This window comes from Nocardia sp. NRRL S-836, assembly GCF_001279525.1.
In the GTDB taxonomy this organism is placed as follows: domain Bacteria; phylum Actinomycetota; class Actinomycetes; order Mycobacteriales; family Pseudonocardiaceae; genus Lentzea.
Map to the genome: position 1 here is coordinate 1 of NZ_LGDY01000152.1, position 15,220 is coordinate 15,220.

Sequence of the window (15,220 nt, forward strand, 5' to 3'; positions counted from 1 at the left end):
CGATGACGGTGCGGGTCGCCGCCTGGCTTGCGGGAACGGTGCTGGCCGCAGGTGCTGCGGGGAGCCTGACCGGCTCGCCAGACGATCAAAAAACCCTTCGAATGCTCGACTGGCGAGCAAGGACGAACTGTGCTCTCAAAAAACTTCAAGCCACAGAGACCTCCTCGGTGGCAGATGTCCTAGCTGCGTACAGAGCTGTACGCAGTCCTACCGGACGTAGCCGAAGCGGCGTAGCTGCCGGATCAGCTCCACTTCGTCTTCGCCCACGGCGTTGACGAGTTGGGCGGCGGTGGGTCGGGAGACCTGGGAGCGCCGGTACCGGCCGCCACGCTTGGCCAGCTCGCCGAACTGCCGCCCGATGCTCCGACTGGCGATCGCCTCGCGTCGACCCGGCGGCGGGCTGGATGGCCTTCGTGGCGGCACCGGGCGACGGGTACGTCGTGTCGTTCGACCTGCGCCGCGACAAGTCACGGGTTCGTGACCACGTGCTGCTTGCACGGGACTTCGTGGCAGCCGCGCATGAGTCCATCACCGCGAGCCGCCCAGGCCCCGCCGTCGAGGCGGCGTCCGCGGCCGCCGAGCTCGTGGTGAAGGCGATGCACCTGCTGCACGTCGTGCCGACTCAGAAGCGGGCTTCGCACGGAGCCCGTCTGACCTGGTTGAACTGGTACACGCGGCGAGACGGCAACGGATCGCCCGACTGGTATCCGGCGATGAAGCGGCTGGAAAGCCTGCGACCCGCTGCCCGGTACAGCGATGGAGGGTCGTTGCCCGATGCCGAAGAACTCGACGCCCTCCTTGGCGAGATCGTCGAACTCGTCGACCACGCCGCGGCGCACGGCGGTGTCGACGAGGCAGAACACCCTCGCAGCGGTGACGCAGGCTGATTACCGCTGTCACCTGCCGGTGCGCTCGGCGCTCTACAGCCAAGGCGGTGTGACAAGTCGGCGTAGTTGTCACCTTCGCGCACTTACGTTCCGGCGGTGGGATCGCGATGGTTGCCACAAGCGGGTCACCTGGGTTGTCACTGCCTAGGCGATGAACGCCTGGGGCGGCAGACCCCTGCCGCCGGGGGTCTGCCGGAGAGATGGAGCGGCTAGCATGAGTGCGGGCTGAAACGCTGGCCCGCACCGTCTTCCGGACCCGGCCACGTTCCGCACGGCACCCGCGTGCTCGTCGGTGGTGCTCTTCCCCATCGCCAACGCCCGCCCAGCGCCGGCGGCGTGACGTTCCTGAACCTTGAGGACGAGATGGGGATGCTCAACGTCGTCGTCAGCCCCGGTGCGTGGAACCGCTACGGCAAGATCGCCCAGCCCAGCTCCGCCCTGCTCGTCCGCGGAGTCCTCGAGCGTGACCGCGGCTCGATCAACGTGCTCGCCGACCGGATTGACCAGTTCATCATCGCGAACTGACGGCGCAGCAGCGTGCTCAGCAGCCGCTGACGGCGGCGGCGGTCGCGTGGACCCAACGTCACCAGGAGTTGAGCTCGCCGGCCGCCGGGAGGCGCGCGTCCTTCGACCCGATCAAGCACGGCCTTGACGGTGTCCGGCGGTGTGCGGCCGCGGCCCGTTCGTGCTTGTGCGGTGCCCAAAACGATGCGTGCAGCAGGCTGAGGGTCTCCAGCGTCTCCTGGGCCTGCGGGACCGGACCTGTGTTCGTGTCCATGTGCTCGGGGTCAGGCACCGTCGCCTCAGTCCCGGAGGTGCGCTTGCGCCCCCGGCAGGCGCCGCGTGCTCATGATCCGGTCCCTTCGGTGGTGTCAATCCGGATTGGGCTGTTGGTGTTGTTCTCCGGCTGAGCACGCCGCTCATCGGGTAAGAACCTTCGGGTGCGAAGGACCTGCAGCTATACCGAGGCCGTGAAGATCCTTGGCGGCAAGGACCATCCGGTCGTGGCCGCCATGGACAAGGCTGTGGGCGGCGCGCTGCTGGCCAGCTCACTCGGCGTCGTGCAGCGTCTGCAGGAGGCGGGCGATGTCCTCTTCGTCGCGCCGGTAGCAGGTCGACGTGCCAGCCTGGCATGCGTCAGCGCAACCGTGACAGAGGGCTACGCATATTTACCTGGGATCACGCTGCGCAGGCGCCAAACGTGGACTCAACTCACCAAGCAGGCTATTGGCATCGAATCGGCACGGCGCTACGTTGCAGATTGCCGCAGTTGCTGCGGTCGACCGGGAGGAGCCCGGCGGCACGCGATCACGTACCGCCGGAGTCCATCCGTCACAAGTTCAGGTTTTCAAGAACGGTCAAGATCAACTGAACAACCTGAACGATCAGGTCAGGGTCCACGTAGCGTTGACCGGAGGGCCAACTCCGGTTGCGCTCGTGGCCCGACTTGCCGCTCCGATCAGACTCGTGACCGGAGTTGCCCTGCCGGGAAGGGTCCCGTCGCTCCTTGCCTCGACGTTTCCCGGCCCTTTTGCGGCGTCTTGCCATGGTGATCTCTTCTCCGCCGACCATCCATCGCGGGTGGCGTCGGCCTTCCCAACCCGAGAGTCGCCGGGAAGGAAGTAGAGATCCTCATGGGCGGTTTTTGCAGCTAGAAGCTGCTTACGCCCCTTCCGGTGTTGATGTTCTTACACCTGCGTAACTCTGTCTCAAGGTGTATGCACCGCCAAGCCGCCACGAGGGGGAAGTCTGGCGCTACGCAGCGTGTGAACATGACTGGAATGTGACGGTCGTTACGTGATTAGCGAAGGACACGCTGCGACACGCCGTAAGTCTGTGACGCTCTGGAGTTGACGAAGCGTCTGCGCACGTGAAATTCTCGGCAGAGGTAAAAGAAACTTTACGTAGTGCCTCTGGAGGAGGCGTCACCGCTTGAGCGGTGGCCGAGCGGCCGGTATGTGATGCACGACTTGGTCGGCGCCTACGTCACCGCCACGGCTACCGCCCTGCCCGACGACATGCGGGAGATCGGGTCTTCGGCCCGGACCACCCCGACGTTCGATGCACCAGGGAGCGGTTGGACCTGTGGAGTGGAAGCGACCCAGAACACAAGTGACGCCTGCACCTCAGTCGAGCTCTTCGAGCCCCTTGGGCTTGTCCAGCTCGGCTTCTGCCGGGGGCTGGTTGTCCAACAGGCGGCGGACGGCGAAGCGGGCGTCGAGAAAGGACGGTGCTACGGCCGTGGCGATGAGGTGGGCCAGCCGGTCTTGGCCGGGCAACCGGGTCAGTAGGTAGTCGGTGATGTCGTGGATCGCGTCTGCGCCATCGGTGCGCAGCGGGGTGAGGGCGGTCCCGAAGCGGCGCAGAAGGTCGAGCAGGCCCGCTTCGGCGGCTGAGCCGGGTTGGCCGGGTGCGCTGCTGCGTACGCCGACGATGAGACGGACACGGCGGTGGCGTAACAGTGGTCCGATGAGGTCGGTGGCGGTGTGCGCCGGTGCGACGGCTTCGTCCAGACCGTCGATGACGATGGTGATCGGGCGGCCGGGCTCGAACTGGTCGAGAACCTGGTGGCGCAGGGTGGCTGTGCGGCCGCCGACGTCGGCGGTGTGGGCAGGAGTGACGCCGGCGGCGGTGAGTAGTTGTTCGGTGATCTCCTCGGTGGTCTTGTTGCGCGCCAGTACCGCCAGGTCGACCGACCCTGGCGGTGGGACGGTATCCGGGTCCGCGGAAGCCACGGCGTCGGCGTAGTGCGGGTTGGCCAGAAAGTCAGGATCGCTGAGGGTCACCGCGCGGGCGATGATCGCCGACTTGCCTGTGCCCGCGGCGCCGGTGATCACGAGCATTCCGGTTCCGTAGGTGAGGAATCGGGCGAGCTGGGTGGTGAGCTCGCCTCGCCCGGTGAAGTACCAGCCGGGGTCGGTGGCCGAGATTCTGCCGCTGGCGCGGTCGAGCCAGTAGTCCAGCTCGCGGGTCGGGGCGGCGAGCTGGCGGCGGGACTTGCCGACGAGAGTGGGCGGTGGTGGCCGGTAGCCCGGGTTGGGTAGGCAGAGGGTCGGCTCGGCGCGGTCGCCTTCTTGCAGGACGTGGCGGATCTGCAGCACGCTCGTTCCGGCGTCGGCCAGCCTGCGGCAGGCGGCCTCGAGTTCGCGGACGAACTCGTCGATGCTCAGCAGCGGTGCCGTGTAGCCGGCTCGTTCGGTAAGGAATCGGTGGGTTTCGCCGAGTACAACGGTGAATTCGCTGGCGCGTGGCATTTCGTCGAAGTCGGCGGTGGTGAGCACGGTCAGCGAGGCGTGTCTGCGTTCGGCGGGCAGGTCCTTGCGCAGCTGGGCAAGTTCGGCGTCGAGTTCGCCGGCGAAGCAGCTGTTCACGATCACCAGTACGTGTCGGGCGTGGGAGGCGAGCGCGGCGGCGATGAGGTCCGCGGTGGGGTAGCCGCGTGCGAGGTGGTGACCGTGTGGGGTGTCGGGCAGCATCAGGTAGTGGCGGCCCGATCCAGACCGGACGCCGTGGCCGGTGACGTAAACGACCGCGGTGTCGGCGTCGGTCATGTCGCGTAGCTGGTGTGCGATGGCCTCGACGTCCCGGCGGGTGGTCAGTGGCTCAGCAGTGATAGCGGTCAGTGCGCGGTCGCCAAGCTAAAATCGGCCCATACCGTGGCGGCCAGAGCAAGCTGGTCGTCGATGGCGGCGGTGATCTGGCCGTCGCGGATGGCGAACAGGTACAGCGTGCGGCTGGCCATCCCTGGGGACCCTCTTGATGTGGCGATGTAACACACCTATCGCCGACGGGGACGTTAACGTTGCGTGACACCCTGTCACCTCTGGAGGATGGATGACACCGGACGCGGTGATGGTGGTGCCCGGCATCATGGGCAGCGAGCTGATGGACACCACCACGGGGCAGACGCTCTGGGGCTTGCGGCCGAAATTGTTGGTGTCGGCATTGATGGCGGGGTTGGAGCCCCTGGCGCTCACCGACGCGGAACGCCGCGGGGACACCAGCCGGGTCAAGCCCGTGGGTCTGCTGAAGTTTCCCGCCTACCTGCCCGGGCTGACCGGGCTGGAGCCCTACACCGGCCTGGTGCGGGAGCTGCGGGGTGTGGTGCGCCATCCCAGCGCGGTCGCCGAGTTCGCCTACGACTGGCGGTTGCCGGTCAAGCGCAACGCCGCGCTGCTCGCCGACGCCGTCGACGCGCACCTCGAGTCGTGGCGTGCACGCAGCGGCCGGTCGGACGCGCGGATCGTGCTGGTGGCCCACTCGATGGGCGGACTGCTGTGCCAGGCGATGGCTCCCAACGATCAGGTGCGCGCCACGCTCACCCTGGGCACCCCGTTCGACGGCGCGGCCAAAGCCGCAGTGATGCTCTCCCCCACGACCGGACGGCTGCAACGGCGGTTGCGGGCGGCCGCGGTGACCATGCCCGGTCTTTACGACCTGCTGCCCGCCTACCGCTGCGTCGACACCGGCAATGACGTCCGCCGGCTCACCGTCGCCGACATCGTGGACTTGGGTGGCGACGAGGACCTCGCCGCCGCAGCCTTTACCGCGCGAGCCCAGCGGGCGGCGACCGCGCTGCCACAGCACTGGGCGCTGATCGGCGTGGAACAACCCACGATGTCGTCGCTGACGCTGAACGCAGGCACAGCCAGCGGCACCTACGACACCTTCAAGCTTCACGACGACGGCGAGCTGGTTCGCGACGAGCACGGCCGGCTGCGGCGCAGTCCCGGCTTCGGTGACGGCACTGTGCCCCGCAATTCCGCGGTCCCCCACCACCAGGACCGGCACATGGTCCTGGCGCAGCAACACACCACGCTGGCGCAGTCCGACGAGGCCATCATCTTCGCCCGCGACATCGTGGAGCACGGCCGCGGCGCGAAAGAACCCCGGCTCGGCGACGGCGACATCGGCCTCGTCCTACCGGATGTCGTGTCGCCTGGCCAGGAGTGGACCGGAACGCTCAGCGGCATCAATGGCCCTTTCCACGTCGCCTGCCTCCTGACTGACGCCGACACCGGCATGGTCGTGGATCGCCCGACGCCCTACCGCCGCGACGGCCAGGTAGGGATCACCGGTGTGGCGGATCGGCCGGGGCTCTACCGGCTGCGCGTCGACGGCGGCAGTACCCCGGTCGTGCAGTTCCTCCTGGCGGTGCCGTGACCGACCGGCACATCGAAATCTTCCCCCTCGCCCTCGGCCACTACGGCGATCCCGGCCTACCGCCGCTGGACGGTGTCGACGCCGAAGTGAGCACACTGGCCCAGCTGCTGGCTGACTTCGGTGGCGTGGTGACCGACTGGTCGGTCCCGATGCGAGACCGGGGTAGCGACGCGGTGGAGTCCCGGCTGGCGCTCTGGAGTGGTTCGGAGCACCCGTTCTCGATGCTCTACTGGGCCGGGCACGCCAGCGCCAACCGCGCCGAGCCACGCCTGCAGCATGCCCGCAGCAACGAACGCGAGAACCGTCCCGGCATCAGCTCGGACCGCATCGCCGCCGCCATCGCGCCCCGCAGCCGCGACGAAAGCGAGCACTGGCACATCGTGGTGATCGACACCTGTTGGTCGGCCGCATTCGTCCAAAAGGTCAGCGCGGCCATCGACGCGATGCCAGGCGACCGCCAGTTCCTGCTGATCGGCACCTCCGGTGACGGCGCCACCAACCTGGGCCGGTTCACCGCCGCGCTGCGATACGTGCTACGGCACAACTTCGGCGCCAGTGACCGGATCAGCCTATGGGACCTGGCCGGCGAACTGCGCCGCACACTCCCCCGCGCCGAAGTCATCCCCAAGAAGATCACCGATGACGCCGCACTGCACCGGACCACACCGCTCACCGGCGCACCGCTGGACGTCATCGACGAGATCAACGCCGTCCTCGCCGACCTGTCGGCCGATGAACGCGGCCATTTCATCCCGAAGGCCCAGGGCGGTGAGCTCGGGGAACTGTCGTGGTACTTCCAGGGCAGGCGCAGCGAGTGCGAGCGCATCACCGCCTGGCTCGCCAGCCACGACCACGGTCTGCTCGTCGTCACCGGTGCCGCCGGATCCGGCAAGTCAGCACTGCTCGGCTACCTACTCGCACAGACCCGACCCAAGCTGCGGTCCGTCCTCACCCGACACAGCCTGATCACCGAGCTGACACCCGAGCAACGTCCACCAGAGAACACCTTCGCCGCGGTGATGCATCTGACTGGGTTGTCCACACAGGACGCTCTCGCGCATATCACCGCCGAACTCGGCCTGGACAACCCCGATTCCGGCGCCAGTCTGACCGAGCGCATCGATCGGCTGCTCGCCGACGTCGCCCGACGCGCCCCGCTCACGGTTTTGGCCGACGCACTCGACGAGGCCGTCGATCCACTCACCATCGCCAACGCATTACTGCGACGCCTGGCCGCGCTGGACGGCGTCCGCGTCGTCGTCGGAACCCGCCGCGACACCAGCGAAGGACCAGACCAGCCACCGTCGGAACGTCGTAACCTGCTTGACGCGTTGCGTGTCAACGACATCATCGCCCTCACTCGCGACGCCACGGCCATCGGCCGCTACGTCGCCAGCCGCTTGGCCAAGGCGTTCGGCGACGTCGAGGCCGTCAATGACACCGCTATCGCTGTTGGCGTCAGCGCTCATGAGTTTCTCTTCGCCCATTTGGCCGTGCACGAGATCCTCGCTCTCGGCACGCTGCCGACCGGACCCGCTCTTGACGATCTGCTGGCCACCGATCATCGGGGACTGTTCCGTAGAGCCGTCACACGGCTCAGACACGCTCACCCGGCATCCACCCCCGTGCTACGAGCCCTCGCGCACGCTCAGGGCCGCGGTTTGCCGGTCCGTGACGGCATCTGCGCGTTGGCCGCAACCGCGCTTGCTGCCCGGAACATCAGCGACGCGGACGTGCACGTTGTCCTCGACGCCGCCGCCCCCTACGTGTTGATCGACACCGAGCACAGCCAGAGCGTGCTCCGCCTCGCTCACCGCACCTTCGTCGAGCACTTCGTCGCCGACGGGCATCAGGCCATTGCCGAGGCCATGACCGACCACGTGGCGAAGACTTTCGGAAGGTCTGCGAACCCCTATCTCGCCCACTACCTCAGCGGACATGTCGGGTCTGCAGGCGAGCAGGCGTGGATCTTGCTCGACCGCAATCCTGACGTCCTCGACTGTCTCGATCCCACGTCCGTGGCCGCCGACGCCTGGCGCACCGCATTCGGCCGCCACCCCTTACCGCCTGCCGTCCTGGGTGTCATCGGGGCCAGCCACCACCTGACCACCGCCGCCAACGTTGACCGGCCAGGCCTACGGCAACTTGCCATGAGCAGGCACACCACACTCCACAACTTCCGCCCTCAGGAACCGCCCCCGCACAACCGACACGCTTGGCACGTGCATTGGGCGGCACTCACCCCGGTGCCCACTCACCGCACACTCATCGGCCACACCAGCGGAGTGGCCACAGTGGCCGCAGTGCCGCTGCCCGACGGCCGTACCCTCCTCGCCACCGGCAGCAACGATGAGACAGTCCGCCTGTGGGACCCAACCACCGGCCAACCGGTCGGCGACCCCTTCACTGGCCACACTGACTCCGTGGTGGCGGTAACGGCAGTGCCGTTACCCCACGGCCGCACTCGCCTCGCCACAGGCAGCGATGACTGGACTGTCGGCCTGTGGGACCCAATCACCGGCCGACCGGTCGGCGAAGCACTTACCGGTCACACCGGCTCGGTGAACGCGGTGGCGGCGGTGCCACTGCCCGACGGCCGTACCCTGCTGGCCACCGGTAGCGATGATGCGACGGTGCGGTTGTGGGATCCGGTCACTGGTCAGCCGGTCGGTGATCCGCTTACCGGTCACACCGGCTCGGTGAATGCGGTGGCGGCGGTGCCACTGCCCGACGGCCGCACTCTGCTCGCCGTCGGCAGCGAGGACTGGACAGGGCGTCTGTGGGACGTGGCCACCCGCCAGCCGGTCGGAGGCTCGCTCACCGGGCACACTGGCTGGATAACGGCGGCGGCGGCGATACCGCTGCCCGACGGCCGCACTCTGCTCGCCACCAGCAGCCGCGATAAGACGGTGCGGTTGTGGGATCCCGAGACCGGCCAACCGGTCGGCGAACCACTCACCGGCCACACCGACTGGGTAGCAGCAGTAACCGCAGTACCCCTACCTGACGGACGCACCCTTCTCGCCACGGGCAGTCACGATAAGACGGTGCGGTTGTGGGATCCCGAGACCGGCCAACCGGTCGGCGAACCACTCACCGGCCACACCGACTGGGTGGTATCGGTGGCCGCAGTGCCCCTGCCTGACGGACGCACCCTCCTGGCGACGGGCAGCGATGACTGGACTGTCCGCCTGTGGGATCCGACCACCCCCCGACCGGCCGGCGAACCACTCACCAGCCACACCGACTGGGTAGAGGCTCTAGCGGCAGTGCCACTATCCGAGGGCCGCCCCTTGCTCGCCACCAGCAGCCACGATAAGACCGTCCGCTTGTGGAATCCCGAGACCGGCCAACCGGTCGGCGAACCACTCACCGGCCACACCGACTGGGTGGTATCGGTGACCGCAGTACCCCTGCCTGACGGACGCACCCTCCTCGCCACGGGCAGCAACGATGAGACAGCTCGTCTGTGGGATCCCGAGACCGGCCAACCGGTCGGCGAACCGCTCACCGGTCACACCGAACCGGTGAGGGCTGTGACTGCGATACCGCTGCTCGATCATGTCATGCTGCTTGCCACCGGCAGCGAGGACGGGACAGTCCGCTTCTGGGACCCGACCACGCGCCAACTGGTCGGCGGCCCAATCGCCTGCCACATCGGCGGCATAATGACGATGGCGACGATACCGCTGTCCGATGGCCGCACCCTGCTCGCCACCGGCAGCGATGACCGGACGGCGCGATTGTGGGATCCACTGACCGGCCAACCGGTCGGCGCCCCACTGACCGGCCACACCGACATCGTGCGTGCCATGGCGGCAATACCGCTGTCCGACGGCCACGCCCTGCTCGCCACCGGCAGCCACGACCAGACGGCGCGATTGTGGGATCCACTGACCGGCCAACCGGTCGGCGCCCCACTCACCGGCCACACCGACATCGTGGTAGCTGTGGCATCCATGCCGTTGGCTGACAACCGCATCGTGGTTGTCACCGGCAGCCACGATGGGACAGTGCGCCTGTGGGATCCAACAACCCAGGCAGAGCTCAAGACGATCGTTGTCGAGACACCTGTGCTCGCGATTGGAGCCTGGCATCAAGACATGATCGTTGTCGCGCTGAGCGACGGCGTTGCCGCTGTGTCGGTCGGCATAGTTTGAAGTTAACAAGATTGCGGCCAGCGGCGGCACGAACGCGAAGGCATCGGGCACAGACGTCGGCGGCGGATGGGCGCGTATGGCCGCGCTCGAACGCAAATGGACCCATCTGCTGTCCGCGGACGTGACCGCCGTCGACGCCTGCGCGGCCGCGCTCCGGCGCTTCGGAGCCTGCACGTCGGGCCCCACCTCAGAGTCTGGGAGGGTTCTTTCCGTGCTGGACGACGTGGTCACGCCAGCAGATCGCTGATGGCCGCCACCCCGAACCCGGCTGCGGCGCACAGCAGCATTCGGGCATTTGTTCTCACCATCCCGCAGCTCTTCGGCCACGTCCTGGCAGGCCACCGTGAGCACGCCGTCGTCGGCGTCGTCCTTGAGGCACGCGACTTCCCAGAGGGTGCCGTCGTTCGCGGCAGGCAGCACGAAGATCTGTTGTACGACGGTGACGAGGCGGGTGAGCTGCTCTTACCCACGTGGCGTCGTCGGTGGCAATGTAGCTCCCGTCGGCGACTCGCCGGGCAGGCCCCAGGGCGACCAGTGAGAGGTCCGGCGAGAAGGCCACCGCCGATGACTTGCGGGCGTTGCCCGCCGAGCTCGGTGTCAAGCGGTCGGCGGGCGTCCGCGGAGGATGCTTGATCAGTTCATCGGCGACCTCGTCCTAAGAGCGCCTTCACGATCTCGGCGAGGTGCTTGAGGCCTTCCGTCTTGCCGGTGACACGCACGATGTAGGCACCGAGGATGAGGACGGCCAGCGCGACGACCGTCAGACATATGACGGCGAGCACCGGCACAACGGCGACAGTGTTGGCGAGGATAGCGGGCATCACGAACTCCGATCCGCCTTGCCAGGTCCAGAGTCCTGAGAAGGCGTTCGGCGGTCGTGCCGCTCCATTGTGGATGGTGGTGCCAGGGGCGATCCACTGGGTCGCTGGGTCCGTGCGCTTCGGAGAAACGAACCCGGCGACCGCTCTGGAACAGCCGTCGAGCTTTTGTACTGCCGAAGTACTCGGTCAGACCGGGCGGCCATCATGGCGATCACTATCACCCGGACTTGTCTGGCGTAACGATGAGGACCGGCCACTGACCGGCCCACGCATGCCATGATACCTGTCAAGCGAATCGTCATGGAAGAACGTGCGCTGCAGCCGCGAGCAACGACTACAGGCCGCAGGGCGACTTCCTGCGCATCCACGGCATCAAATGGCTCGCCGACCCAGGCGTCGTCGAGGCCGGCGCGAGCCGGCGTGGCGGTCCGGGCAGCCGCGAGCAGTTCGGTGAGCACGGTGGCGTCGGCGGTCAGCTCGGTCTCGTCCGCGCCGCGCAGCCGCTCGGCGAACGTGTCCTCCAGCCCGGCCTCGTGCGGCACACGCAGGCGGGTCAGCAGGTCTTCGGCCAAGGCGGCGTGCTGCTCCAGCTCGGGCACGCGCGCGGCGAGTGCGTGCGCTTCGGCGAGCTGGGCGAGCAGCGCCGCCCCGTCGCCGGCGTCCTCGGCGGACGGCTGGACGGGTATGGCGGCCGGTGCGGGCGGCTCGGGCGCGGCCTGCTCGACAGCGTCCAGGCTGGTCGCCGCGGGGTCGGGTGCGGTCACAAAACGGGACCTCCTGGGGTCACAGGCAGCGTGGTGGATCGCGCGGCAGCGGCTGGCGCGCAGAGGAAGCCGCGGGCGTGAGCGCGCGGCGGTTCAAGAGGCCGGCGTGGAGCTATCGGTAGCACACAGTGCGCAACGTGTGATGCGGCGGTGGCCGTACTGGCCATCTCCAAGTCCACGCCTTCGGTTGAGCAGTGGATGAGACGGATCCTGCAGTCCCGTGGGCCCTCTCAAACCCTGTTGTGGAAAGCCGGTGCCACAGCGCGTCGCGCAGCCGTTCCCACGACGCGCGGTCGGAGGTCAGGCCGGTCGACGTGGTGGCGAGCTGGACGGTGTTCAGCAGCTGGTCGATGGCGAGTCCGCCCTCGGACTCGCCGCGGCGCAGGAACTTCCGGAACAGGTCGGCCGAGCTGCTCGACGCGTCCCGGAAGTGTGCCGCGATCATGCTCGCGAGCCGTTCCTCGTTCGGCGGCTGCATCTCCAGCTGCAGCGTGCGGCGCAGGAACGCCGGCGGAACTCGCGTTCCCGGTTGCTGGTGAAGACGATGAACGGGAACGCGCGACACGTCACGCGCCCCTCGATGATCTCGGCGCTGCCACCCGGATCCGCCGTGTGCACAACGACCTTCGGCGTCCGGCGCGCGACGCGGGCCAGCTCGCGGACCAGGTACTCGCCGTCCTCGATGGTCGCGAGCATGTCGTGGGGCAACGACAGGTCGGCCTTGTCGATCTCGTCGATCACCAGCACGCGCGGGAGCTCGTACGGCAGCAGCGCGGAGAAGGGCCTGGAAGTATCCGCTTCGGCGGCGCCACCGCCGATGTTTCTCCTTGTCCCAACTTCGTTCCAGGGACCGCAGGGAGACCGGGTAGTCGATGCCGATTGGCATGGCGATTTCGTCCGCCGGTCCGAGCCACTGCTCGACGGGCAGGTTGAGCAGGTCTTTGGGCAGGATGAACTCGATCGAGATGGAGCTCGCGTTCTCCGCCCACCCCTCGACCCCGGCGACCAGCTCGCCCGCCCGCACCCGCAGCTCGGCGAGGCTGCCGGGGTGGTCGCCGCCGGGCTGCGGTGACCACTGCGCCGAATGCGACTGCCGGGCAAGCTGGTGATCTTCGCCGGGGCAGGCGTGTCGATGAGTCCACCGTCGAGTTTGCCTTCAGGCAGTCGCCACCGGAGCCTGGCGTCACTGCCGCCCACATCGGCATGAGCGCCGCATCGTTCGGTACACGATCAGCGGCATGACAGGACGTTGCGCTGTGGCCGGCTCACCTAGAATTTCTTTGGTCGTCGGTGTGCGGCGCGTTCATGGTCACGTTTGGCGGGCCGCGGCGATGATGTGGGTGTGTCGCGCCGTGGCTGGGTTGTGTGGATCGTGGCAGGTGTCGTGGTGGCCACCGGCGGTGGCGCTCTGGCGTGGGCGGATCTTGAGGCTGCGGACAAGATTGCCAGCGTGGTCGGGGGCGTCTGCGGCGCGTTGGGTCTGGCTCTGTCGGCCTATGGCCTGCTCAAGGCCCGGCAGCCTCGTCCTGAACCCCTTGCCGCGGCACCGGTCGACCCGGTGGGCGTTGGGCGGGTGGGGAATGCGATCAGTGGGTCGACGGTGAGCGGGACCGCGGTGCAGGCGGGGTCGGTGGAGGGGCCGGTGGTGATCGGCGAGCGCAATATCATCGGTTCTCAGGTGGTGGTGCCGCCGGTCGTGGTGCCGGAGATGGAAGTGGTGGCCGCGGTGGCGGGGCTGGGCCGGGTTCCGGCCGGGCAGCGTGTGTTTGTCGGGCGGTCGGAGGAGTTGCGGCGGCTGGACGCGGCAGTGAGCCGTACTGGCCGGGCGGTGGTGGTTGCGGTGCACGGCCTGGGCGGGATCGGCAAGAGCACGCTCGTGGCGCGGTTCGCCGAAGTGCACGAGGCGCGTTTTTCGTTGGTCTGGTGGATGATCGCGGATTCGCCGGCCGCGATCGAGGCGGGTTTGGCCGAGCTGGCGGCGGAGCTGGTGCCGCAGGCCGTGCAATTGCCGTCGGAGCAGCGCGCCGAGCTGGGGGCGCGGTGGCTGGCGACGCACACCGGCTGGCTTCTGGTGCTGGACAACCTGACCGCTCCAACAGGCGCGGCGGCGTTGCTGGCGCGTGTGCGTACGGGCACGGTCGTGATCACCAGTCGCCACAGCGTGGGATGGCACGCGCTGGCGGAGCCGGTGGCGCTGGATGTGCTGAGCCCCGGCGAGGCCGTCGACTTGATGACCCGGATCGTGCACGCGGTCCAGCCCGGCGCGGATCTCACCGGTGTGGATCGGGTGTGTGCCGAGTTGGGGTGGTTGCCGCTCGCGGTCGAGCAGGCGGCCTCGTACCTCGCCCAGACCCGTATCAGCCCGGAGACTTATCTCGAGCTGCTGGCGGGTTCGCCCGCGCGGATGTTCGTCGCGGCCGGCGAAAGCAGCGACACCCAGCGCAGCATGGCTCGCGTCTGGCACGTCACGCTCGCGCACCTCGCCGACACCCCCGCCACGGTCCGGTTGCTGCGTCAGCTGGCGTGGTACGCCCCAGACGGGATCCCGAGGAGCCTGCTGGCCGACGGGATTGTGGAACCGGAGTTGTCCGAGGCACTGGGCCGCTTGACCGCCTACAGCATGATCACCTTGACCACGGACACCGTGACCGTGCATCGCCTGGTCCAAGCCATCACCCGCACACCCGACCCGACCGACCCCTATCGCCAACCAGGCGACATCGCCGCCGCCCGCGACACCGCCACCACCGCCCTCGCCACCACTGTGGACGGCCTCAACCCCGACAGTCCCGCGGACTGGCGGGTCTACCGGCAGGTGCTACCCCACGCACGTGCCCTGCTCGACCACACCACCCCCGACACCGACTCCCCGGCGACCGGCCTGGTGCTCAACGCACTCGGCCGCTACCTGGAGGGGCAGGGCGAGGTCGGCACTGCCATCGCCTATCACATCCGCGCCACCACCGCCCGAGAACGCCTCCATGGCCCAAACCACCCCGGCACGCTGGCCTCGCGAAACGACCTGGCTGGCGCCTACCGGTCGGCGGGTGATCTGGGCCGGGCGATCCCGCTGCACGAGGCGGTCCTCGCCGACTATGGGCGGGTGCTGGGCGCCGACCACCCGGACACGCTGGCGTCGCGGAACAACCTGGCCTACGCCTACCGGTCGGCGGGTGATCTGGGCCGGGCGATCCCGCTGTACGAGGCGACCCTCGCCGACTATGGGCGGGTGCTGGGCCCCGACCACCCGAACACGTTGACGTCGCGGAACAACCTGGCCTACGCCTACGAGTCGGCGGGTGATCTGGACCGGGCGATCCCGCTGTACGAGGCGACCCTCACCGACTACGAGCGGGTGCTGGGCCCTGATCACCCGAACACGCTGAGCTCGCGGAACAACCTGGCCAACGCCTACCAGGCGGCGG

Annotated in this window: 11 protein-coding genes; 6 read left to right on the top strand and 5 right to left on the bottom strand. The window is 68.3% G+C overall.

Annotated elements, in window-relative coordinates:
* Positions 1-404 precede the first annotated feature (404 nt).
* A complete protein-coding gene (locus tag ADL03_RS41290; protein WP_053739114.1) occupies positions 405-887 on the top strand; it encodes a HEPN domain-containing protein in 483 nt (160 codons plus the stop codon).
* 336 nt (positions 888-1,223) lie between these two features.
* Positions 1,224-1,412 (top strand): hypothetical protein, encoded by a 189-nt coding sequence (locus ADL03_RS47785; RefSeq protein WP_157529715.1) that lies wholly within the window; start codon positions 1,224-1,226, stop codon positions 1,410-1,412.
* A 1,601-nt stretch (positions 1,413-3,013) separates the two neighbouring features.
* Here the strand turns inward: ADL03_RS47785 and ADL03_RS41300 are convergent.
* On the bottom strand, positions 3,014-4,438 hold the full coding sequence (locus tag ADL03_RS41300; protein WP_053739116.1) for an ATP-binding protein: 1,425 nt from the start codon (positions 4,436-4,438) through the stop codon (positions 3,014-3,016).
* 68 nt (positions 4,439-4,506) lie between these two features.
* Positions 4,507-4,629, bottom strand: a complete 123-nt coding sequence (locus ADL03_RS50350) for a hypothetical protein (RefSeq protein ID WP_255353462.1) — start codon at positions 4,627-4,629, stop codon at positions 4,507-4,509.
* A gap of 92 nt (positions 4,630-4,721) precedes the next feature.
* Here ADL03_RS50350 and ADL03_RS41305 point away from each other — a divergent pair, with 92 nt between their 5' ends.
* Together ADL03_RS41305 and ADL03_RS41310 are read left to right on the top strand one after the other, a co-directional pair.
* The gene (locus tag ADL03_RS41305) at positions 4,722-6,050 is read left to right on the top strand and encodes an alpha/beta fold hydrolase (RefSeq protein WP_053739117.1); all 1,329 of its coding nucleotides are present in this window, start codon (positions 4,722-4,724) and stop codon (positions 6,048-6,050) included.
* Positions 6,047-10,210 (top strand): AAA family ATPase, encoded by a 4,164-nt coding sequence (locus tag ADL03_RS41310; protein ID WP_053739118.1) that lies wholly within the window; start codon positions 6,047-6,049, stop codon positions 10,208-10,210. Before ADL03_RS41305 ends, ADL03_RS41310 begins: the two co-directional genes overlap by 4 nt.
* 638 nt (positions 10,211-10,848) lie before the next feature.
* Here the strand turns inward: ADL03_RS41310 and ADL03_RS41315 are convergent.
* From ADL03_RS41315 to ADL03_RS50960, 3 genes are all read right to left on the bottom strand, one after another.
* Positions 10,849-11,031 carry a hypothetical protein gene (locus ADL03_RS41315; protein WP_157529716.1) on the bottom strand — a complete coding sequence of 61 codons (183 nt, stop codon included), beginning with the start codon at positions 11,029-11,031 and terminating at the stop codon, positions 10,849-10,851.
* On the bottom strand, positions 11,031-11,795 hold the full coding sequence (locus ADL03_RS41320) for a hypothetical protein (RefSeq protein ID WP_053739120.1): 765 nt from the start codon (positions 11,793-11,795) through the stop codon (positions 11,031-11,033). The genes ADL03_RS41315 and ADL03_RS41320 overlap by 1 nt, the downstream gene beginning before the upstream one ends.
* 112 nt (positions 11,796-11,907) lie before the next feature.
* Positions 11,908-12,819 carry a hypothetical protein gene (locus ADL03_RS50960; protein ID WP_369809081.1) on the bottom strand — a complete coding sequence of 304 codons (912 nt, stop codon included), beginning with the start codon at positions 12,817-12,819 and terminating at the stop codon, positions 11,908-11,910.
* On the opposite strand from ADL03_RS50960, the gene ADL03_RS47790 reads away from it, so the two are divergent.
* Both ADL03_RS47790 and ADL03_RS41335 read left to right on the top strand, forming a co-directional pair.
* The gene (locus ADL03_RS47790) at positions 12,746-12,904 is read left to right on the top strand and encodes a hypothetical protein (protein ID WP_157529717.1); all 159 of its coding nucleotides are present in this window, start codon (positions 12,746-12,748) and stop codon (positions 12,902-12,904) included. The two genes, ADL03_RS50960 and ADL03_RS47790, sit on opposite strands and share 74 nt — an antisense overlap.
* A gap of 263 nt (positions 12,905-13,167) precedes the next feature.
* Positions 13,168-15,220 (top strand): tetratricopeptide repeat protein (locus tag ADL03_RS41335; RefSeq protein ID WP_157529718.1); only part of this gene is annotated, 2,053 nt, incomplete at its 3' end.

What these genes read in the sequence shown, in the direction of transcription:
- ADL03_RS41290 (WP_053739114.1), top strand. Translation starts at nt 405, where the DNA reads ATGGCCTTCGTGGCGGCACCGGGCGACGGGTACGTCGTGTCGTTCGAC.
- ADL03_RS41300 (WP_053739116.1), bottom strand. Translation starts at nt 4,438, where the DNA reads ATGACCGACGCCGACACCGCGGTCGTTTACGTCACCGGCCACGGCGTC.
- ADL03_RS50350 (WP_255353462.1), bottom strand. Translation starts at nt 4,629, where the DNA reads ATGGCCAGCCGCACGCTGTACCTGTTCGCCATCCGCGACGGCCAGATC.
- ADL03_RS41305 (WP_053739117.1), top strand. Translation starts at nt 4,722, where the DNA reads ATGACACCGGACGCGGTGATGGTGGTGCCCGGCATCATGGGCAGCGAG.
- ADL03_RS41315 (WP_157529716.1), bottom strand. Translation starts at nt 11,031, where the DNA reads ATGCCCGCTATCCTCGCCAACACTGTCGCCGTTGTGCCGGTGCTCGCC.
- ADL03_RS47790 (WP_157529717.1), top strand. Translation starts at nt 12,746, where the DNA reads ATGAACTCGATCGAGATGGAGCTCGCGTTCTCCGCCCACCCCTCGACC.